The 20,972-nt window shown below is 69.0% G+C and carries 16 protein-coding genes; 4 read left to right on the top strand and 12 right to left on the bottom strand.

All coding sequences use genetic code 11. The features are described from left to right. Nucleotides 1-398: 398 nt before the first annotated feature. Nucleotides 399-2,909 (top strand): excinuclease ABC subunit UvrA, encoded by a 2,511-nt coding sequence (locus HEP73_RS16005; RefSeq protein WP_185820732.1) that lies wholly within the window; start codon nt 399-401, stop codon nt 2,907-2,909. Between the two features lie 244 nt (nt 2,910-3,153). Here the strand turns inward: HEP73_RS16005 and HEP73_RS16000 are convergent, their stop codons facing one another. The 5 genes from HEP73_RS16000 to HEP73_RS15980 form a co-directional block, all read right to left on the bottom strand. Continuing rightward, complete coding sequence (locus HEP73_RS16000) at nt 3,154-4,032, bottom strand: SDR family oxidoreductase (RefSeq protein WP_255423804.1); 879 nt, start codon at nt 4,030-4,032, stop codon at nt 3,154-3,156. Nucleotides 4,033-4,880: 848 nt separating this feature from the next. Further along, nucleotides 4,881-5,480 (bottom strand): hypothetical protein, encoded by a 600-nt coding sequence (locus HEP73_RS15995; protein WP_185820730.1) that lies wholly within the window; start codon nt 5,478-5,480, stop codon nt 4,881-4,883. A gap of 119 nt (nt 5,481-5,599) precedes the next feature. Further along, complete coding sequence (locus HEP73_RS15990) at nt 5,600-6,208, bottom strand: DUF4291 domain-containing protein (protein WP_255423529.1); 609 nt, start codon at nt 6,206-6,208, stop codon at nt 5,600-5,602. 145 nt (nt 6,209-6,353) lie between these two features. After that, complete coding sequence (locus HEP73_RS15985) at nt 6,354-6,740, bottom strand: hypothetical protein (protein WP_185820728.1); 387 nt, start codon at nt 6,738-6,740, stop codon at nt 6,354-6,356. A 122-nt stretch (nt 6,741-6,862) separates the two neighbouring features. Beyond that, nucleotides 6,863-7,930: an NAD(P)-dependent alcohol dehydrogenase gene (locus HEP73_RS15980; RefSeq protein WP_185820727.1), complete on the bottom strand. Its 1,068-nt coding sequence runs from the start codon at nt 7,928-7,930 to the stop codon at nt 6,863-6,865. A gap of 37 nt (nt 7,931-7,967) precedes the next feature. Here HEP73_RS15980 and HEP73_RS15975 point away from each other — a divergent pair, with 37 nt between their 5' ends. The 3 genes from HEP73_RS15975 (at nt 7,968) to HEP73_RS15965 (ending at nt 11,860) form a co-directional block, all read left to right on the top strand. Continuing rightward, the gene (locus HEP73_RS15975; protein WP_255423528.1) at nt 7,968-8,648 is read left to right on the top strand and encodes a TetR/AcrR family transcriptional regulator; all 681 of its coding nucleotides are present in this window, start codon (nt 7,968-7,970) and stop codon (nt 8,646-8,648) included. Between the two features lie 667 nt (nt 8,649-9,315). Next, entirely contained in the window at nt 9,316-10,755 is a 1,440-nt protein-coding gene (locus tag HEP73_RS15970) for a DUF763 domain-containing protein (protein WP_185820726.1), read from the top strand. A 502-nt stretch (nt 10,756-11,257) separates the two neighbouring features. Beyond that, complete coding sequence (locus HEP73_RS15965) at nt 11,258-11,860, top strand: DNA-binding protein (protein WP_185820725.1); 603 nt, start codon at nt 11,258-11,260, stop codon at nt 11,858-11,860. A gap of 116 nt (nt 11,861-11,976) precedes the next feature. On the opposite strand, the gene HEP73_RS15960 is transcribed toward HEP73_RS15965, so the two are convergent. The 7 genes from HEP73_RS15960 to HEP73_RS15930 all read right to left on the bottom strand — a co-directional run bounded on the left by HEP73_RS15960 (nt 11,977) and on the right by HEP73_RS15930 (nt 20,860). Further along, entirely contained in the window at nt 11,977-12,327 is a 351-nt protein-coding gene (locus tag HEP73_RS15960; protein WP_185820724.1) for a nucleotide pyrophosphohydrolase, read from the bottom strand. A 79-nt stretch (nt 12,328-12,406) separates the two neighbouring features. Continuing rightward, nucleotides 12,407-12,799 carry a hypothetical protein gene (locus HEP73_RS15955; RefSeq protein WP_185820723.1) on the bottom strand — a complete coding sequence of 131 codons (393 nt, stop codon included), beginning with the start codon at nt 12,797-12,799 and terminating at the stop codon, nt 12,407-12,409. A gap of 284 nt (nt 12,800-13,083) precedes the next feature. Continuing rightward, nucleotides 13,084-14,259 carry an SGNH/GDSL hydrolase family protein gene (locus HEP73_RS15950; protein WP_458309692.1) on the bottom strand — a complete coding sequence of 392 codons (1,176 nt, stop codon included), beginning with the start codon at nt 14,257-14,259 and terminating at the stop codon, nt 13,084-13,086. A gap of 57 nt (nt 14,260-14,316) precedes the next feature. Further along, nucleotides 14,317-15,069: an SDR family NAD(P)-dependent oxidoreductase gene (locus HEP73_RS15945; protein WP_185820722.1), complete on the bottom strand. Its 753-nt coding sequence runs from the start codon at nt 15,067-15,069 to the stop codon at nt 14,317-14,319. A gap of 39 nt (nt 15,070-15,108) precedes the next feature. After that, complete coding sequence (locus tag HEP73_RS15940) at nt 15,109-16,428, bottom strand: MFS transporter (protein ID WP_185820721.1); 1,320 nt, start codon at nt 16,426-16,428, stop codon at nt 15,109-15,111. Beyond that, the gene (locus HEP73_RS15935) at nt 16,425-18,668 is read right to left on the bottom strand and encodes an oligoalginate lyase (RefSeq protein ID WP_185820720.1); all 2,244 of its coding nucleotides are present in this window, start codon (nt 18,666-18,668) and stop codon (nt 16,425-16,427) included. The genes HEP73_RS15940 and HEP73_RS15935 overlap by 4 nt, the downstream gene beginning before the upstream one ends. After that, nucleotides 18,665-20,860: a polysaccharide lyase 6 family protein gene (locus HEP73_RS15930; RefSeq protein ID WP_185820719.1), complete on the bottom strand. Its 2,196-nt coding sequence runs from the start codon at nt 20,858-20,860 to the stop codon at nt 18,665-18,667. The genes HEP73_RS15935 and HEP73_RS15930 overlap by 4 nt, the downstream gene beginning before the upstream one ends. Nucleotides 20,861-20,972 lie beyond the last annotated feature (112 nt).

The following is a 20,972-nucleotide window of genomic DNA, read 5'->3' as shown; positions in this document are numbered from 1 at the left end:
GTGGGTGACAGCGTCGGGACTGAAGTCCCTCCCACAGTGCATCCGGCCAGCTTGCTGCAAGGTTTCTGTAGGAGGGGCTTCAGCCCCGACCGGGATGTATCGATACTCCGAGCTGCCTGTCGCGGCTGAAGCCGCTCCTACAGGGGCATTGGCCGGGGGTGTCGGGTCTATGCGGGCATGTCGGCTCTTGTAGGAGCGGCTTCAGCCGCGACCGGCGAAGCGGTGGACCTGATAGCTTCGGGCAGCGCCGGAACTGAAGCCACCCCCGCAACAGCGCCTGTCGATTGACAGGTGTGCATGTAGCGAACGCGTCGCCGCGCCCATCGCGCCAGCCCATACACGGCCACTTCCGCCGGACCCCGCTAAGCTTGCGCAAGCTCTTGCCAATCTTCCAGCCAATGCCAAAGCCGCCCGTTTCCCCCGCCTCCGGTTTCGTCCGCGTCCGCGGCGCCCGCGAGCACAATCTCAAGGATGTGGATGTGGAACTGCCGCGCGATGCGCTGGTGGTGTTCACCGGCGTGTCCGGCTCCGGCAAGTCGTCGCTGGCGTTCGGCACGCTGTTCGCCGAGGCGCAGCGCCGCTATCTGGATTCGATTTCGCCGTATGCGCGACGCCTGATCGACCAGGCCGGGGTGCCGGACGTGGATTCCATCGAGGGCTTGCCGCCGGCGGTGGCGCTGCAGCAGCATCGCGGCGCGCCGAGCACGCGCTCGTCGGTCGGCAGCGTCACCACCATCTCCAATTCGCTGCGCATGCTGTATTCGCGCGCCGGCGACTATCCGCCGGGGCAGGCCATCATCTATGCCGACGGCTTCTCGCCGAACACGCCGGCCGGCGCCTGTCCGACCTGCCACGGCCTGGGCCGCATCTACGACGCCACCGAGGCATCGATGGTGCCGGACCGGTCGCTGAGCATCCGCGAGCGCGCCGTGGCCGCGTGGCCGCCGGCCTGGCACGGACAGAACCTGCGCGACATCCTCACCACGCTCGGCCACGACGTCGATGTGCCGTGGGCGAAGCTGCCGAAGAAGACCCGCGACTGGATCCTGTACACCGACGAGCAGCCGACGGTGCCGGTGTATCCGGGCTTCACCCTCGCCGAGACCCAGCGTGCGCTGCGGCGCAAGCAGGAGCCGGCCTACATGGGCACCTTCAGCAGCGCGCGCCGCTACGTGCTGCATACCTTCGCCAGCACGCAGAGCGCGCTGATCAAGAAGCGCGTGTCGCAATACTTGCTGAGCACGCCATGCCCGACCTGCGACGGCAAGCGTCTGCGCCGTGAGGCGCTGTCGGTGACCTTCGCCGGACTCGACATCGGCGCGCTGTCGCAGCGTCCGCTCACGCAAGTGGCCGAACTGCTGCGCCCTGCTGCAGAAGGCCGCACCCGCGGCGCCAAGCGCCATCCCGAGCAGGCCATCGCCGCGCAGCGCATCGCCCAGGATCTGCTGGCGCGGATCCAGATCCTGCAGGAGCTGGGCCTGGGCTATCTCACCCTGGAACGCAGTACGCCGACGCTGTCGCCCGGCGAACTGCAGCGGCTGCGCCTGGCCACGCAGATCCGCTCGCAGCTGTTCGGCGTGGTCTACGTGATGGACGAGCCGTCCGCCGGCCTGCATCCGGCCGATGCGCAGGCGCTGCTGGCCGCGCTGGACCAGCTCAAGGCCGCGGGTAATTCGCTGTTCGTGGTCGAACACGAGATCGACGTGATCCGCCATGCCAACTGGATCGTCGATGTCGGTCCCGGTGCGGGCGAGCAGGGCGGGCAGGTGCTGTACAGCGGACCGCCGGCCGGACTGGCGCAGGTCGCCGCCTCGTCCACGCGCCGCTACCTGTTCGCCGAGCAGGCGCCGATCGCACATGCGCCGCGCGCGCCGGGCGCGTGGCTGCAGCTGCGCGGCATCACCCGCAACAACGTCGCCGCGCTGGACGTGGACATCCCGCTGGGCGTGTTCACCACGGTCACCGGTGTGTCCGGCTCGGGGAAATCGTCGCTGGTCAGCCAGGCCTTGGTGGAACTGCTCGGCGCGCATCTTGGCCAGGAGCGCATCGATCCGGAAGAAGGCGTGGATCCGCTCGAGCGCAGCACGCAGGTGGCGACCGACGGCCGCATTGCCGACGGCCTGCAGCATGTGCGGCGGCTGGTGCAGGTGGACCAGAAACCGATCGGCCGCACGCCGCGTTCCAACCTGGCCACTTATACCGGCTTGTTCGACCATGTGCGCAAGCGCTTCGCCGCGACGCCTGCCGCGCGCAAGCGCAAGTACGACGCCGGCCGCTTCTCGTTCAACGTCGCCAAGGGCCGCTGCGAAACCTGCGAAGGCGAGGGCGCGGTGTTCGTGGAACTGTTGTTCATGCCCAGCGTCTATGCGCCATGCCCCACCTGCCATGGCGCGCGCTACAACGCCAAGACGCTGGAGATCGAATTGCGCGGGCACAACATCGCGCAGGTGTTGCGCATGACCGTGGCGCAGGCGGCGGACTTCTTCGCCGACGATGCGGCGATCGCGCGGCCGCTGCAGGTGCTGGGCGAGGTGGGACTCGGTTATCTGCGGCTGGGCCAGCCGGCCACCGAGCTGTCCGGCGGTGAGGCGCAGCGCATCAAGCTGGCCACCGAGCTGCAGCGCGCGCAACGCCGCGACACCGTCTACGTGCTCGACGAGCCGACCACCGGCCTGCACCCGGCCGACGTGGACACGCTGCTGCGCCAGCTGCACGGGTTGGTGGAGGCGGGCAATACGGTGGTGGCGGTCGAGCACGACATGCGCGTGGCCGCGGCCAGCGACTGGATCATCGATATGGGGCCGGGCGCCGGCGATGAAGGCGGCAAGGTGGTCGTCGCCGGCGAGCCGCAGGCGGTGGCGCGGCATGCGGGCAGCCGTACCGCGCCGTTCCTGGCGGAGGCGCTGTAGGGCTGAAGCGCTCCAGAGCTGTGGCGCGGCAGGCTGCCACATCGCACCGTTCCTGGCGGGCGCGTTGCAGGGCTGGATGTTTCCAAGTTCCGGTGCCGGCGCAACTGCCGCAAGTGGAACCGCCTGCATGCAAGGACCTTGTCGCAGGCGCCAACGCTCAGCGGGCTTGCGTTCGATCCGTCGTCTGGGGTGGCGCATTGGGACCGTCCCGCGCCAGCCGATGCCGACGCGGGAACGGCAACCCTCAACCGACGTTGCCGCGGCCGCCGACGCTGCTGAAGATGCTGCCGGTGGTGAAGCTGGATTCCTGCGAGGCCAGCAGCACGTAGATCGGCGCGATCTCGGCTGGCTGGCCGGGCCTGCCGGTGGGGCTGTCGGCGCCGAAGGTCTTCAGCTTGTCCATGAACTGCCCGCCGCTGGGCTGCAGCGGCGTCCAGTACGGGCCGGGCGCGACCGCGTTGACGCGGATGCCCTTGGGCGCCAGCTGCTTGGCCAGGCACTTGGTGAAGCTGACGATGCCGCCCTTGGTGGTGGCGTAGTCGAGCAGCGCTTCGGGCGGATCGTCGGCCACGATCGAAGTGGTGCTGATGATCGAGGCGCCTGGCTTGAGGTGCGGCAACGCGGCGCGGGTCACCCAGAACAGCGCGTAGAGGTTGGTCTTGAGCGTGTCGTCGAACTGCTGGTCGTCGATGTCCAGGATCGACGGCTGTGCGGTCTGGCGCGCAGCGTTGTTGACCAAGATGTCCAGCCCGCCGAGCTGGCGCACCGCCTGATCGACCAACTGCCTGCAGAACGCGGCGGCGCGCAGGTCGCCGGGGATGGCCACCGCCTTGCGCCCGGCCGCGCGGATCAGCGCGACCACCTCGCGCGCGTCCGACTCCTCCTGCGGCAGGTAGTTGATCGCCACGTCCGCGCCCTCGCGCGCGAAGGCGATGGCCGCGGCGCGGCCGATGCCCGAATCGCCGCCGGTGATCAGCACCTTGCGCCCGGCCAGGCGGCCGGAACCGACGTAGCTGCGTTCGCCGTGGTCCGGCACGGGCACCATCTTCGACGCCAGACCCGGCCATTCCTGCTTGGGCGTATCGAACGGCGGGCGCGGATACTGGGTGCGTGGGTCCTGCATCGGCGGCCTGCTGCCGGCGGCGCCGGTGCCCGCCGACGTGGCCTGCGCGGCGGCGCCGGACATCGCCAGCGTGCCGCCTGCGGCCAGGCTGCTGCCCAGGACGCCAAGCGCACGGCGGCGGCTGGCGGAGTGGTTGGGATCGTGATCGCTCATGGCGCGGTTCCTCGATGGGGGAAGGAGCGGCGGCGCGGGCATCGTCTTTGCGCCGCCTGTTCGGCGTCCTCCGCCAGGTCCGGAGCGCTGCAGGCAGCAGCGGGATGCGTGCGGGCCGACGTCGGGCACCCCATCTCAGCGCCGCGCCCGGCACCGCGACGTGAGCGCGAGGTGCTGCCGACGTGAAGCGGACCGGCGACGACGCGTGGGATGCGCGTGGCGGCCGCGACGTGCGCCGTTCCTGACAAAGACGCTGCAGGGATAGCGTGTTGCATCCTGTAGGAGCGGCTTCAGCCGCGACGGGCTTGCCTGATGGCGCCTGTCGCGGCTGAAGCCGCTCCTACAGGGTTCGCTGTTGCGGAGCGCTCCCGCTTCTCAGCCTGCCAATTCGAAGCTGGCGGACACGCCCGCGGGCTTGGCCGATGGCGCCACCCACGACTGCGCCGTTGCCGAGGCAGATGCGGTAGTGATAGCGCGTTGCATTCTGTAGGAGCGGCTTCAGCCGCGACGGGCTTGCCTGATGGTGCCTGTCGCGGCTGAAGCCGCTCCTACAGGGTTTGCTCTTGCGAAACGCTCCTGCTTCTCGGCTTGCCAATTCGAAGCTGACGGACACGCCGGCAGCTTCGGCCGATGGTGCCACCCACATGTCGAACACGCCCGGCTCCACCGTCGGCTTCAACGCCTGCCAGCCGAGTTCAAGCCTGGTACCACTCCAACGCATCCAGAAATTGCGCGGCCTGCGCAGCGCTGCCCAGGTACGAGGCCAGGGACGAGGCGACCGCCGCTCGCGCCGTTGCAAGCAACTCGTCGGTGTCGTCGAATGCGTCGTCGCCCAGTTCCGCCATGGCGTTGGCGATGGTGGCCAGGCCGCCGAATGCAGTATCCAGGTTGGCGGCCAGCCACTTGGGTTCCCACGCACCGGCACCGTGAAACGCGAAGAAGATCTCGCCGCTGGCGATGTCGAGAATGAAAGGATCCGCGCCTTGGTCCGCGACCACCAGCCACTGCTCGCTCCAGTCCGCAAGGCGTTCGCCGCTGACGGCATTCCACCGGTATCCGGCCTGCAGCTGCCAGAGCTTGTGCAGCGGCGGAATGTCGACCGGGTTGCCGCCGATGTCGAGCGACACGCCGGTCGGGCCAACGTGCGCGTGGTAGGTCTCGCCCCACGGCCCCACCTGCGCATAGAAATCGACGAGCGTCGCCGGCAGCGGCATCGGTCCCTGCCAGTCGGACGCGGGTTGCGGGCGTAGCTCGCCCCAGGGGGCGAGCAGGGTGCGAAGTGCGCTGTAGGACATCGGTTTCCTGCGGCAGTCGGGAGGGCCGACAGTATGCCCGCGCATGCAGGGTGCCAGGCGCGGTGCGCGGTCGTGCAGCGCCGTATTGCGGCATGCGCCACCGCTATCGGCGCTATACCTCAGAGGTCGAGGCCGACGGCGTGCGCGGCACTCGCTTCGGGCAGATAGACCCGTTCGTGCGGCATGCACAGTGACGCCTCGCCGTGGCGCAAATTGGCCGCCTGCGCGTGCACGAAGTCGGTGATGTCGGCGATCGCCATGACCTGCTGCGTGCCGTAGCGGCGCAGCACCTCGCCGCGCAGGCCCAGTTGCAAGGCGCGACGTTCCAGTGGGGTGCCGTCGGGCGCATGGTCGGGATCCCATTGCAGGCGCACGTCGGAATGGCGTATCGCGGCCTGCCATTCGGCGTGGCTGGAAAAGCGCGAAGCATCGAATGTCGAAGGAACCGCGGTGCGCAACAGTTCGTCGAAGAATGCGCGCGGCAGCCGCACCGCCAGGATCCGTTCCTGTCCTTCCTTTTGCGCCCATCCCGAGCGATACATCATCCACAGGAAGTTGGGCTTGATCCAGCTCATCCGCTCGTAGCTGAATTCCCCGCCGAAGCGTTGCTGCGCGACCGCGAACTGCGCGATCGAGGGGCGGTATGCCTGGTAGACAAGGATCGATTCGGCGTCGAAGTGCGCCAGGATGTGGCGGCCCTGCCGCGGCCAGGTGGCTTGCAATGCCACGTAAGTTGTTTGTTCCATCACTGCGGAAGTTTACGCAGATGCGCTGCCGGGGTCGATTCCGCTGGCCGCGGGCGCGCGAACTCGGCGAGCGATCGCGTGCCGCTGGGCATGTGCTTCGCGCGGCGAATGGGCGCGTTGGTGCGGGCTACTGCCGGTCGATTGCGGCAACCTGCGCGTCGCGCGCATTGTCGCGTTGCGCCAGGTCCTTGCCGATGCCGTAGCCGAAGGCGACGAGCAGGAACAGGAGCGCAAGCCCGGCGTATAGCTGCGCCTGGCGCGTGTCGTTGCGCATGGCCAGGATGGCGAGGCAGACCAGGGCCGCGCTGAAGTACAGCGGGCTAACGCACAGGCCGAGCACCACGAACAGGCTGATGGCGCCGGAGAGCGCGGGCGCGACGGTTTTGTTGGCGGACATCAGGATTCTTCCTTGTTGGCGTGGCTCAGGACGGTCGCGCAGCGTGGCCGACTGCGCGAGGGCGGCGGCGGCATCGACCGCCGCATCGAGCATCGCTTGCGCGGCGAGGGCGGTCAAGCCAGGCGCGGGCATCCCGATTCCCCGCGCGGGCACTGCCGCAAGGACCGCGTGGGTGCCGGCTAGCGCGTCTGGCCCGCGACGACGTTTTGCCGTGCAGCGCAGCCGCAGACCACTGCCGGTTACAGCGCCGAGCGCGTCATGTCGATCACGAAGCGGTAGTGCACGTCGCCTTTCTGCAGTCGCGCAAAGGCCTCGTTGATCTGCTCCATCGCGATCACTTCCACGTCGGCGACGATGCTGTGCTGCTGGCAGAACGCCAGCATTTCGTGGGTGTCGGCGGTGCCGCCGGTACCGGAGCTGGCGATGCGGCGGCGGCCCATCGCCAGCATCACCGGGCGGAATTCCAAGTGGTCCGGCAGGCCCAGCGCGCACAGGGTGCCGTCGAGTGTCAGCGCCTGCAGCATCGCGTCCATCGGATAGACCGAGGACACCGTGTCGAGGATGAAGTCAAAGCGGAAGGCCTGTGCCTGCATCTGTGCGGGATCGGTGGACAGCACCACTTCGTTCGCACCCAGGCGCTGCGCTTCGGCGGCCTTCTTCGGCGAGGTGGTGAAGGCCACCACGTGCGCGCCCAGCGCGCGGGCGAACTTCACCCCCAGGTGACCGAGGCCGCCGATGCCGACCACGCCCACGGTGCTGCCTGGGCCTACCTGCCAGTGCCGCAACGGCGAGTAGGTGGTGATGCCGGCGCACAGCAGCGGCGCCGCCGCAGCCGGATCCAGGCCGTCGGGCAGCGGATAGACGAAATGCGCGTCGGCCACGTAGTACTCGGCATAGCCGCCGCGGGTGCGGCTGCCGTCGATGCGGTCGGTGCCGTCGAAGGTGAGCGTGGGGAACTCGCGGCAGTACACCTCCATCTGCGCGCGGCAGGGTTCGCACACGCGGCAGGAATCGACGATGGTGCCGATCATCACCCGCTCGCCGACCTTAAACTCCGACACCGCCGCGCCCACTTCCATCACTTCGCCGACGATCTCGTGGCCGGGCACCAGCGGGAATTCGCCGCCCCAGTGGTTCACCGAATGCAGGTCGGAATGGCAGACGCCGGTGTACAGCACCTTCACCGCCACGTCGCGTTCGCGCACGGCGCGGCGCTCGAAATGCCAGGGCACCATCGCGCCGCCTTTTTCCAGGGCGGCGTAGGCGCGGGTCGGGCGGGGCTGGGCCGTTGGGGCGATAGCGTTCATCAGGGCTCCGGTGCTTTACAATTTGGCTGGAAATGTAATGTTGACAACTTTACAAATTATGTCAAGTGTAAAATCCGCTGCACCCGTTGCGGCTTTGCCGAGCAAGGAGACGCGCATCATGGATGCCGCCTTCCAGCTTTTCCTGCGCCACGGCTACCGCAAGGTCGGCATCGGCGACATCGCTGCGGCGGCGCAGATGTCGCGTCCGTCGCTGTACGCGTCGTTCCCGAACAAGGAGGCGATCTTCGCGGCGATGGTGCTGCGCCAGCGCGACCAGTGCCTGGCCGAATCCGGCGTGCGGCTGCGTCCGGGGCAGGACCTGGCGACGCGGCTGCGGCATCTGTTCGACATCTGGGTGCTGGAACCGGTGGCGGCGGTGATCGATTCGGAAAACGCCACCGAGCTGCTGGCCAAGTGCGGCGACTACGCGCCGGAGGCCCTGGCCGCGCTGTACGCGGAGCTGGAGGCGCAGCTGGTGGCGACGCTGCAGCCGGAAGTGCATGCGCCAGCGGCGATGTCGGCGGCGGACATCGCCTACATCCTGCGCCTGGCCACCACCAGTCTGAAGGCGTCGGCCGATAACGAGGGCGATTTGCGGCGTCTGATCGGCGGGTTGATCGCGATGACGCTGGCGACGGTGCGTACGGGGGAGGGGGCGGGTAAGTCTGGGATTGCGGTGGAGCCGGCGTCGGCGAAGCGGAAGCGCGGCAGCGGCTGAGCTGGTTGAGCGTTGGATCATCGCGATCCGCGCTGCGGATTTTTTCTTCAAGCAAGGCTTAGGCGACGATCCTGTTCGAAGCCGTGAAGTGCACCGCTTCGTTCGTCGCGACTGAAGTCGCTCCCACAGGGGGCTTGCGGTGAGCTTGCTGGGTGCGTTGTGGGAGGGGCTTCAGCTCCGACTGCATGAGGCTGGAAGTCGCGGGGCTTCCTGGCTTTTGTGTTGTGGTGGAGCCGCGGCCGGTCTCTTATCCCTCACAGGCTGAGAGGTGCGCCGCTTGGTTTGTCGCGGCTGAAGCCGCTCCTACAGGGGGGCTTGCGGTGAGTTGGCTGGGTGCGTTGTGGGAGGGCTTCAGTCCCGACTGCATGAGGCTGGAAGTCGCGGGGCTTCCTGGCTTTTGTGTTGTGGTGGAGTCGCGGCCGGTCTCTCATCCATCACAGGCTGAGAGGTGCGCCGCTTGGTTTGTCGCGGCTGAAGCCGCTCCTACAGGAGGGCTTGCGGTGAGTTGGCTGGGTGCGTTGTGGGAGGGGCTTCAGCCCCGGCTGCAGGGTGGTGGACATCGCGCGGCTTCTTCGCTGAATTGCTCAGGCTCGCCACGGTCGCCGGGTCGCGCGATGAGACGCGGCCTGGCTACGCTGGCGATCCGTTTTTCTTCGGAGTTCCGCGCATGAGCCGACGTTCCGGCAGCGCCGATCTGCCCCTGCACGGTGGCCGCGTGCCGCATTGGCTGGGCGAGCGCATGACCCGGCTCGGCGCGGTGATGTGCCAGGCCATCGTGCACAGCTATGGCCGCGACGAGCTGCTGCGGCGGCTGGCGCATCCGTTCTGGTTCCAGTCGCTGGGTGCGGTGATGGGCATGGACTGGCATTCCTCGGGCATCACCACCAGCGTGCTGGGGGCGTTGAAGCGCGGGCTGACGCCGCTGTCCGACGAATTGGGCATCCATGTCTGCGGCGGCCGCGGGCGGCATTCGCGCGCCACGCCCGATGAGTTGTGCGCGGTGGGCGAGCGCACCGGGCTGGACGGCGCCGGGCTGGCGCGCGCCAGCCGGCTGGTGGCGAAGGTGGACAGCGCCGCGGTGCAGGACGGGTTCGATCTGTATCTGCACGGTTTCATCGTCAGCGACGACGGGCAGTGGGTGGTGGTGCAGCAGGGCATGAACGGGGCCAGCAAGCAGGCGCGGCGTTATCACTGGCTGTCCGAAGGGCTGAGCAGTTTCGTCGATGCGCCGCATGCGGCGATCGACGGGCCTGGGCAGGGCCGCATCGTCAATCTCGCCGACCATCGCGCCGCCGCGTCGCGGGCGGCGCAGGTGGAACTGCTGCAGGCGCTGGGGCCGGACCGGATCGCGCAGGAATACGGCGCATTGCAAGCGTCTTCGGCGAACGCGGTGGCGTCTGTGCCACGTGCCGCCACCCGCGCGAACACGGTGAACGGTGCGATGGCCGCCGCGCATGCGGCGCGGGGCGCGCGCAACGCGGCGGCCGATGCGCTGTTCGCGCCGAGCGGCGACCTGTTCGCCGCCACGCCCGACGCGATGCCGGCGCGCAGGCCGCCCGGCCTGCCGCACCTGTCGCTGCCCGACCACCACGACGTGCGCGGCAGCGACATCGTGACCCGGCGCCTGCACGGCAACCTGGCCGCGGCGGCCGAATGCGGGCCGCAGGATTTCACCGAACTGCTGCAGGTGCCGGGCGTCGGCGCACGCACCGTGCGCGCCCTGGCGCTGGTAGCCGAAGTGCTGCACGGCGCGCCGTGCCGGTTCACCGATCCGGCGCGGTTCTCGATGGCGCATGGCGGCAAGGACCGGCATCCGTTCCCGGTGCCGACGCGCGTCTACGACCACACCATCGGCGTGCTCAAGACCGCGGTGGCGCAGGCCAAGCTGGGCCGCGAGGAAAAGCTGGAGGCGATCCGCCGGCTGGATGCGCAGACGCGCCTGCTCGAACCGCATGCGCACGGGCCGTCGGTGGAGGCGCTGATCGCCGAGGAGCGGCGCGCGTCGCACGGATACGGCGGGCGCAGCGTGTTCGGCTGGGAGCCGGCGCCGACCGACACGGCGAGTGCCGCCGACGATGCGCCAACCCGGCGCGTGCGTCGCCAGTAGATTGCTGCAGCAAGAGCAGTGTGCGCGACGGCAGCGGCGCGCGGGAGAATCCGATCGCCGGGCGGTGCCAGGCGATCGGCACGTTGGTCCAAGTCCGACGCGGAAGCAGCGCGAGATCTGCTGGCAGCCAAGGATGACGACTTCGAGGACATCGTCCAGAAAACTTCGCGTGGGATCGGCAATGCGATGCGCGCGCAGCGTGGCCGCTCGGATCTGGCGAAGCGCGCTGCGGTGGCGACGTGGCGGCGTGTATCCCGCATCCAGCCAGGTAAAATAGGCGACGCGATCGAACGCGAGGGCAGCATATCTTGCGCAGCGCTTGGGCATGTCGAGCATGCGCGCACGCTTCGTCAGTATGGGTTCGCGTCATCGCACCGCTGCACACCCGCAACGCGAACCGCGCGCAGTGCACATCGGCTTCGCATCGCTTATGCCGGTTCTTTACTTTTTGGCTGCTACACCTGTTGCGATGGCCAGTTCCGGCCGCTTGCAGGAGAACGACATGCCGACGCAATCCACCACCGCCAGCGCCAAGCGTGCCAAGCGCGAAGGCAAGGCGGGTACTACCCAGGCCGGCGAATTCGTCCGCGAGGAGATCGATCGGGTGCGCGAGGGCAAGACCAAGGTGAAGTCGACCAAGCAGGCGATCGCCATCGGCCTGTCCAAGGCGCGCCGCGCCGGGGTCAAGACCGGTGCGTCCAAGACCGCCTCCAAGTCCACCAAGAAGAAGGTCGCGCAGGAAGAAGCAAAGGGCGGCAAGGCCGACGCGCCGTCGCCGACCCGTTCGCGTGGCGCCAAGAAGGCGCTGAAGACCGCCAGCAAGGGCAAGACCGCCAAGCAGACCGTGGGCAAGAAGGCCTTGTCCACGCAGACCAAGAAGGCGGCCAAGAAGCGCACCGCTAGCAGCCGTTCGGCCGCGGCGAAGAAGGCCGCACAGACCAAGGGCGCCAGCGTGCGCAAGAGCGCGGCCAAGAAGGCGGCGCGGACGCGGGCGAAGAAGGCTGGGACCGGTGCCTCCACCGCAAGCAAGAGTACGGCGAAGAAGACGGCGGCCAGGAAGAGTGCGCCGCGCAAGCGCGCTGCGAAGAAGGCCGCTGCGCGGTAGGGCGCCTTGGAGGCGTCTTTCAATCCCTTGTAGGAGCGGCTTCAGCCGCGACAGGTTCTCCGGATAGAGGCTGTCGCGGCTGAAGCCGCTCCTACAACGGCGGGCGTGAGCGACGCCTACAACTCGGTGTATTTGGTGATGCGGCCCTTGGCGCGGTCCACCGGGTACTTGGCGGCATTGACCTGCATCTTCTGCCGCGCCGCCTCGATCGGGTCGATGCCCAGCTTGTCGCACAGCTGCAGCAGGTACAGGAGCACGTCGGCGACTTCGCTGCCGACCTGGGCCTTCTTGTCGTCCGACAGTTGCCGGCTCTGCTCGTCGGTGAGCCATTGGAATTGCTCGAGCAGTTCCGACGCCTCGACCGACAGCGCCGCGGCCAGGTTGCGCGGGGTGTGGAACTGGCCCCAATCGCGTGCGTCGGCGAACGCGCGCTGGGCGGCTTGCAGGTCGTGGAGACTGTCGGGCATGGCAAGGGTTCGCAGGCGGGAAGCCGCATGGTAATGCACCGCCGGAGCCGCCCGTGGCGGCAGCGGCGACGGCCTGACTTCAGTTGCGGTGTTCCTCGCGCCAGCGGGCGATGGCATCGGACACCGCTTCGCCGTGATCGTGCGACACATCGCGCGGGTGCCGCGGCGACGCGGTGTCGCGGATGCGCGTGGCCAGGGCGTCGCAGGCGGCATGTCCGCCTTGCTGTATCTGCGCGCATTCGTCGGCGTCGAGCCGGATCAACAGCGAGTAGCCGAACGCGGAGGCGTTGCAGTTCACGTCCAGGAAGCGGTCCGTGCCGGATTGCAGCAGGAACCAGGCATGCGCGACGTGGTCCAGTACCTGGAAGTGCGCGGCGCTCACGACGCGGCCGCCTGATGGCGCGTCCCGTTCGCGCTGGGGCGACGACGCGAGAGGGACGAGCGCGCGATGCCAGTGCAGCAAGTCGGGCAATGTGGGGTTTGCATCGGCATGGCTATAGCCTATCCCAATCATAGCGACGGACCTCGGCGTTTGCTCGATCAGGACCGATGTCCTCTGTGCGGATGCCTGCCGGTGAGGTCGGTCGTGACGGGCGTTGTCGGTAATGCCCGTCGCGACGGATGGCCCGAGGTCACCCGAAGTCGCTCCCCACAGTGTCGGGGAGCGTGGATGGGGGCGGCGGCACGCTCGGCGAAGAACTCCAGCCGCGAACGACGTGCACCGCTCGCGGTAGCGGCGCGGAGATCTTCGCCCCGTCAGCGCGCCTTGCAGCCGAACAGCGACAGGTCGATGGCATTGGCCATGCGCGCGTAGCCTGCGTCGTTGGGGTGCAGGTGGTCGCGGGTGATGGCAGCCGGCAGCGATTCGGGGTTGTCGGGCATGCGCAGGATCGCGTCGAAGTCGATCACCGTGTCGAACGTCTTGCTGTCGCGGATGAAGGCGTTCAAGGCCTGGCGGGTGGCGGCGGACACGGGTTCGTAGCGTTCCGAAGCGCCGAACGGGGTCAGCGTCGCGCCGATCGTGGCGATGCCGTGCTGGCGCAGGCGTTCGGTCACCTGCCGGTAGCCCAGTTGCATGTCCGCCGCCGTGCGCCCCGGCGCGAACGCCGGCGGCCCGCTGTGGCGGATGTCGTTGATGCCTTCGAACAGCAGCACCTGGTCGATGCCGGGCAGCGCCAGCACGTCGCGGTCCAGGCGCGCGAGCGCGCTGGGGCTGCGGCCGGCGTCGAGCAGCTTGTTGCCGCTGATGCCGGCGTTGAGTACCACCACCTGGCCCGGACAAGCCTGCTCCAGGCGCTTGCCCAGCAGCGCCGGCCAGTCGCCGTTGCTGCCGCGCGCGGCGGTGGCGCCTTCGGTGATCGAATCGCCCAGCGCCACCACCACCCGCGGCGATGCGCTGGTCTGCGCATACACCGCCGACACCACGTTCTGCCGGTAGCTCAGCGCGGTGGCGTCGCTCACCTCGACATTGCCATCGGCCACGCGCACCGCCGTGCGACGTACCGCCGGCCGTGTTGCCTCGGGGAAATACAGGGTCAGCGCGATCTCGGCCAATGCCGGCGCGCGCAGCGCCACCGGATCGCTGAGCAGCACGCCGCCGGGCGGCAGCACGATCTCGCGGCGGCCGTCGAATAACACCGGTTGCGCCGGCTGGGCGGCATTGGCCAGGCGCACCGAGGCCGCACCGATCTTCAGCGGCGCGGTGCCCAGTTCGTTGCTGATGCGGAAGCGCAAGGCCTGCGCGGCGGTGCCCAGGCGCATGTCCTGGCGCACGCTCTGCCGCTCGAACTGCAACGAACTGCCGGCCGGACCGTCGAGCCGGTCCGGCGTGGGCGAGGCGATCCACGCCGGCAGCCAATGCGCGGCCTGCTGCGCCGCCGCCGGCAGCGCCATGCACAACGCGAGCGCGGCGGCGACCGCGCCCCTCCACAACAACGGCCGCAAGGGCGGGAATCGCAACGACATGAGCGTGGCTCCTACGCGTTCGGGTCAGGAAAAATACACGCCGCCGTTGACGTCGAGATTGGCGCCATTGATGAAGCTGGCGGCATCGGAGGCCAGGTACACCGCCGCATCGGCGGCTTCGGCGGCGCGGCCTTCGCGGCGCAGCGGAGTGGCGTTGGCGACGAAGGCGCGCACTTCCGGCTTGGTGAAGTCGTCGTGGAAGCGGGTGGCGATCATGCCGCAGCACAGCGCGTTGACGCGGATGCCGCGCGGGCCAAGTTCCTTGGCCATCGCCCGCGAGAAGGTCATCACCGCGGCCTTGGCGGTGGCGTAGATCGCCGCGCCGGGACCGCCGCCGTCGCGGCCGGCCAGCGAGGCGAAATTGACGATCGCCGCGCCCGCCTGCATGTGCGGGGCCACCGCCTGCGTGGTCAGGTACACCGACTTCAGGTTGAGGTCCATGACCTGGTGGAAGAAGGCTTCGTCGATGTCGGCCAGCGGCTTGCGCGCGAGCATGCCGCCGGCGACGTTGACCAGGATGTCGATGCGCTCGCCGAACGCCTGCTGCGTCGCGGCGACCAACCCGGCCACAGCTTGTGCGTTGGCGGCATCGGCGCGATGCACGATGGCCTGGCCGCCAGCGGCCTGGATCTGGCGCAGGGTTTCCTCGGCGCTGGCCGCGTCGTTGGCGTAGTTGATGCACACCTTGGCGCCGGCCGCGGCCAGCTTCAGCGAAACTTCGCGGCCGATGTCGCGGCCGCCGCCGGTGACGATGGCCACCTTGTCTTTGAATTGCATGCGCGATGAGTCCTTGCGTTGTGGGGAAAGGGAAAGCGATCAGCCGCGGGTGGCGGGATCGTCGAGTTTTTCGATGCGGCCGGTCACCAGCCACAGCGCGGCCAGCGAGGCCGGTACCAGGGCGGCGACGAGAATGAACATCGGCGCATAGGAGTGGGCGGTCATCACCGGCACCAGCCAGGTGGTGATCAAGGTGCCGGCGACCGCAGCCATGCCGCCGATGCCGGCCAGCGAGCCGACCGACTTGCCGTCGAACAGGTCGCCGGGCAGGGTCTGGATGTTGCCGATCGCGATCTGGAAACCGAACAGCACCGCGGCGATGGTCAGCACCGCGATGGTCGGATCGGCGGCGAGGACCGCGCCGAGCAGGGCCGGGGCCATGATCGCGCCGCCCAGGGTGATGGTCCATTTGCGCGCGCGGTCCACGCTCCAGCCGGCCGCGATCAAGCGCCCGGACAGCCAGCCGCCGGACAGGCTGCCGAGCATCGCGCCGACGAACGGCACCCAGGCGAACGCGCCGATCTGCTTGATGTCGAAATGGAAGGTCTCGGCCAGGTAGATCGGCAGCCACGACACGAACAGCCACCAGATCGGGTCGATGAAGAAGCGCGACAGCACGATGCCCCAGCTCTGCCGGTGCGACATGATCTGGCGCAGGCTCGGCAGGTAGGCCGGCTTGTCCGACACGCCGCCGTCGGCCGGCGCGTCCAGGATCAGCGCGCGCTCGGCGGCATCCACCCAGGGATGCCTGTCCGGGCCGGCGCGGTAGATCACCAGCCACGGCAGCAGCCACACGAAGCCGAGCGTGCCGACCAGCACGAAGGTGCCTTTCCAGCCCAGCCACAGGAACAGCAGCGCGATCAGCGGCGCCGACACGATCGCGCCGATCGAGGCGCCGGCATTGAAGATGCCCTGCGCCAATGCGCGCTCGCGTGCCGGGAACCACTCGGCGTTGGCCTTCACTGCGCCCGGCCAGGCACCGGCCTCGCTGATGCCGAGCATCGCCCGCACGATGCTGAAGGAGACGATCGAATGGGTCACCGCATGCAGCGCGATCGAGATCGACCACACCGCGATCGACAGCGCGAAGCCCATCCGCGTGCCGATGATGTCGAACAGGCGCCCGAACACGAACTGGCCGGCGGCGTAGAACAGCATGAAGATGGTCACCAGCAGCGCGTAGTCTTCCTTGGTCGCGCCGATGTCCTGCGAGATCGCCGGCCACATCACCGCCAGCGCGTTGCGGTCGATGTAGTTGATCACCGTGGCTACCGCGATCAGGCCCACGATCATCCAGCGCACCGCGCTGCGCTTGCTTGGTTTGCCCGGCTTGGCGGCGGCGGAGGCGGGCGTGCTCATTTGCCGCCCGCCGCGCGGTCGAAGCGCGCATAGCCGCCGCGCCAGGCATAGCGCTGGCCCTGCACCTGCACGCTGTGCTCGCGTTCGGCGGCGGCATCGTCGGCCACCGCCAGCGCCAGGGTCTTGCCCGAGGCCAGGGTCAGCACGATCACCTCGGCGTCGTCGCCGCGCACGCGGGCGATGTCGCGGATGCGGCTGTCGGCGCCGTGCACGTATTCGGCGGTGCCGTTGTATTCGCCGTGCGGTTCCAGCACGCCGAAGAAGCTGACCTCGGCCTGGCCGTCCACGCGCTGCAGCAGCATCGGTTCGCGGCGCAGGTTGAAGTCCGGATCGTTGGCGCCGCTCTCGGCCAGGATCGCGCGCGATGGCGCGCTGCTGCCGAAGCGGTAGCTGTAGAAGCGTCCGTCCAGCAGCCAGCTGAGGCTACGCGGCGCTTGTGAAGCGTCGCTGCTCGCGTCCACCCACAGGTGTTGGTAGCCGTTGGCCTTGCCCAGCACCGGGCGCTCGGCCAGCGCGCGCTTGGCGTCGAAACCGACCTGCATGATGTGGCCGTTGAAATGCAGCGGCAGGTCGTAGCGCGCCGGCTTGGCGCCGTGCACGCGCAGCAGGTCGATCACGATCGGCAGGCCCAGCTCCGGATGGGTCAGCAGCGCCTGGGTGCGGGTGAAGCTGACGCCCTCGTAGGCGTGATCCATGCGCGCGGACACGATCTGGGTGTCGGTGTCGCGGGCGAACAGCAGCGGCGTCGGCGCGTGTTCCTCGCCCACCCGCCAGTCGCCGTCGAAGTGGCTGCGTTCGTTCACCACCAGCGTGTTGTGCGCCACCGTGGTCTTGGCCCAGGTGGTGTTTTCGGGCAGGTAAATGCCGCCGGACTTGGCTTCCACGTTGAGGAAGCGCGCCGCGCCGTAGTCGGTGACCACGCGCTGGCCGTTGTCGTAGAACAGCCAGTTCAACTTGTCGAAGTGGCCGTGGCCCATGCCCTGCGAGGTGTTCTTCATCACCAGGGTCTGGCCGTCCTCGCCGCCGGCGCGCAGGATCGCCAGCGCGCCGTGATCGCCGTCGGCGCCGTCGCGCAGCAGCGCGGAGCGGAACGCGAACGGCTTGGCCTTGTCCTGCACCAGTGCCGCGGCCACGCCCAGGCCCTCGGGCGTCAGCAGCACGCGCTGCTGGCGTTGCGCGATCGACAGCAGCCGCGCGTCGTGGGTCTGCGCATAGGCGATGCCGAGCCCGGCCACCAGTTCCTCGGTGTCCAGGCCCTTGTCCAGGATTGCGTCGTTGAGCGGGAAGAAGTAGCCGGCGTAGCTGCTCTGCACCAGCGTGTCGACCGCCTTCAGCAGCACGCCGTCGCGGCGCTGGAAGATCTTCTGCTGCGGCTGGTTGCGTTCGATCGCATTGGCGAACAATACGAACGGTGCCAACGCATAGCGCTGGTAGTAGGGGCCTTCGGCGTAGTAGCCGTCGGGCGAGAACAACTGGTCGATCTGCTTGAGGAAACCGGCGCTGCCGTCCTGCTTGCTGCCGCGCAGCGCCTTGTCCACCAGGGTCTGGTCGCGCAGCACGTAGCCGGTCATGCCGACCGCGGCCACCGCCCAGGTGGCGTGGTTGTGGATCTTGTCGAAGTTGTCCGGGCTTTCGTCGCACAGGAAGTGCGCCATGCGCCGGAACACCTGCGTGTCGATGGTGTCGCGATCGGCAGGTGTGAGGCTGTCGCGGATCGCGTCGTAGCCCTGCGCGGCGTAGACCAGCCACACCGAATCGTTGAGCGATTGCCAGAACAGCCGCCCCGGCACCTGGCCGCGCCCGGCCGGATGCGCGCCCAGGGTCGGATACAGCTTGGCGTAGGCCAGCAGCAGATCGCGCGCGTAGTCGGCGTAGGCGCGCTCGCCGGTGAGTCGGTACAGCGCGCCGGCGGCCTGGATCGCCTGGTAGTTGCGCTTGTGCTGTTCGTGGCTGGCGCCGCCGCCGGGATCCTTCGGCAGCGGCACGTCGATGCCGGCCTGCATGGCCTTGCGCAGGCTGGCTTCGGCACGCGCGCGTTCGCGCGCGAACAGCGGGTAGCGTGCGCCGTCGCTGGCCATCTGCCGCCATTGCGCGGCGGTGACCAGCACCGGCGCGGCGTTGGTGGCGGCGGTGCTGCTCGCGGCCGCAGCGGTTGGCGTCGCAGCGGGCGCGGCCCAGGCGGCGGGCGCGCTGGTGGCGGCGGCCAGCACCAGCAGCATCAGGCGAGTGGATCGGGTCATAGCAAAGGCTCCGCGTCGGCAGTGGCCGGCAGCGCCGGGGTGCCGAGGAATTGGTTGCGGGTGGCGATCAGTTGCGGCGTGCCGGTGGTGCGCACGCTGCTGATCGCGGCGCTGTCGATGAACTGGTTGTCGTGCAGGACCGTGCGCTGCACGCCGTGCAGGCGCAGCGAGGGCGCATCGGCGCCGCCGACGCGTTCGAAGCGCGAGCCGCTGATCGTCAGCACCGGGCCGAAGGTGCTCTCGTCGCGGCCGCCGCGGTACAGGTCCACCGCCGGTCCGCCGATGCGGCGGAACTGCGCATCGGCGATCTCCACGCGCGCGGCGTTGTAGGTGCCGCGGTCGTCGGTTTCCGCATGCGCCGACAGCACCGCGCCGGAGACGTCTTCCACCACCACCCGGCGCAGCGCGATGCGCTCGGCCAGGGTGCCCTTGCCCAGCGCGATCACGTCGAAGCCGCGGTTGCCGGTGAGGCCGTGGATGCGGCTGTCCTCGACGATCAGCTCGTAGTTGGCGGCATTGGAACCGGGTGCGGTGCGGATCACCGCGTTGCCCACTTCGTCCGGCGCGGCGCTGCCGTCGATCTGCAGCCGCGCCAACTTCAGCGCACCGCCCGCTTCGATCTGGAACAGCGTGGCGCGCGAGAACGCGATCTGCGCCTGGCCGCGCGCCGGGCCTTCGACGCTGAGCGGATGGCGCAGCGCCAGCACCTGATCGACCTGGTAGCGGCCGGCATCCAGCTGCAGGCGATCGCCGGCGCCGGCGGCCGCCACCGCTTGCGCGAGCGTGTCGTTGCCGGGCCGCACGCGCTGGCGGCGGCCGCTGTCCAGCGCCACCGGCACCGTTTCCTTCGCGTACCAAGCCACGCCGACGTCGTCGCGCGGCACATAGGTCAGCGCAGGGTCGGCGCCGATGCCGCCGGCGTCCGCCGCGACCAGCAGGCCGGTGGCGGCGCGCGTCATCGTCAGCGTGCGGCCGGTCACCCCGCCGGGCAGGCGCGGCGAGGCGGCCGGGCTTTGCAGGTTGCCGGCGAAGGCGATGCCGGACAGGTCGCCGAGCACGCGTACCGGATCGTGCTCGGCGACGATCAGGTTGTCGGCGAAATCGCTGTCGATCGGCGCGGCGGTGCGTTCGTCGTCCTTGCCGGCGCCGAAGAACAGCTGCTTGCTGGCGACGAAGGTGTTGTGTTCGATCAGCGCTTCCTGCACCTGTACGTAGCGGTTGGCCGGCGAGTTGGGCACGCCGTACATGATGCTCAGCGCCGAGGAATAGCCGTCGCCGGCCAGCCCTTCCAGGTAGTTGTTGCGCACCGTCTGCTTGCGGTTGATGACGCGGATGCCGCCGGTGTCGTCCTTGCCGTCGCCGAAGAACACGTTGTTCTCGACCAGGTTGCCGTCGCCGTGGCGCAGCACCAGCGCGCCGCGCGAGCGCTTGAACACGTTGCCGCGGTAGGTGTTGCCGCCGGACTTGTTGGAGACAATCTCCACTTCGCCGTCGCAGCCTTCGAACCAGTTGTTCTCGACCAGCGAGTTGGAATCGGAGCTGGCGTCGTTGCTGGTGCCGATGCGCAGGGTCTCGCCGCCGTTGGCGCCCAGGTTCGGGCGCGGGCCGAACCAGTTGTGGTCGATGCGGTGGCGGTTGTCCAGGCCCTGTACCGCATCGCGGACCACGACCATGGTCGGGCCGGCGTTGTTCTTGCCGACCAGCTGGTTGTGGTCGAAGCGGTTGTGGCTGTCGTACATCGCCACCCAGTTGTCCGAGCGGCTGCGTTCGGGCTGGTTGAAGCGGTCGACCACGACCCGGGTGATGCGGCTGTGGCGCGCGCGCTCCTTGCTGGAGACGCGGTAGGACAGCACCGCCTCGGTCGGGCTGTAGCCGTCGCGGAACACCAGGTCGCTGACCACCAGGTAGGTGCCGGCCATGCGCAGATTGGACTGGCCGGTGATGATCACCTGGCCCGGGGTCTGCGCGCTCAGGCGGATCGGCTGCGCGGCGGTGCCGGTGCCGGCGAACACGATCTGGAAATCGCGCCATTCGCCATTGGCCAGGATCACGTGGTCGCCGGGTTGCAGGGCGCCGGTGGCGGCGCGGTATTCGGCCGGAGTGGCGACGAGGATGTCGGCGGCATCGGCCTGGCCGGCAGCCAGGGCGAGGAACAGCAGGGCGAAGCGGTTGCGCGCGGCGGTCGATGCCATGGTCTGCCTCCTCTCGATGCGTGCCGTGGCGGCGCCGCCGTGGGCCGGATGGTAGCAGAGGTCGAACGCTCGTCAACCAGATCTGCATACCAAAAATCATTTATCTGGAAAG

It is taken from the genome of Xanthomonas sp. GW (assembly GCF_014236815.1).
Lineage (GTDB): Bacteria > Pseudomonadota > Gammaproteobacteria > Xanthomonadales > Xanthomonadaceae > Xanthomonas_A.
The sequence above is the reverse complement of the archived record's forward strand: the minus strand, read 5'-3'. Positions and strand labels throughout refer to the sequence as shown.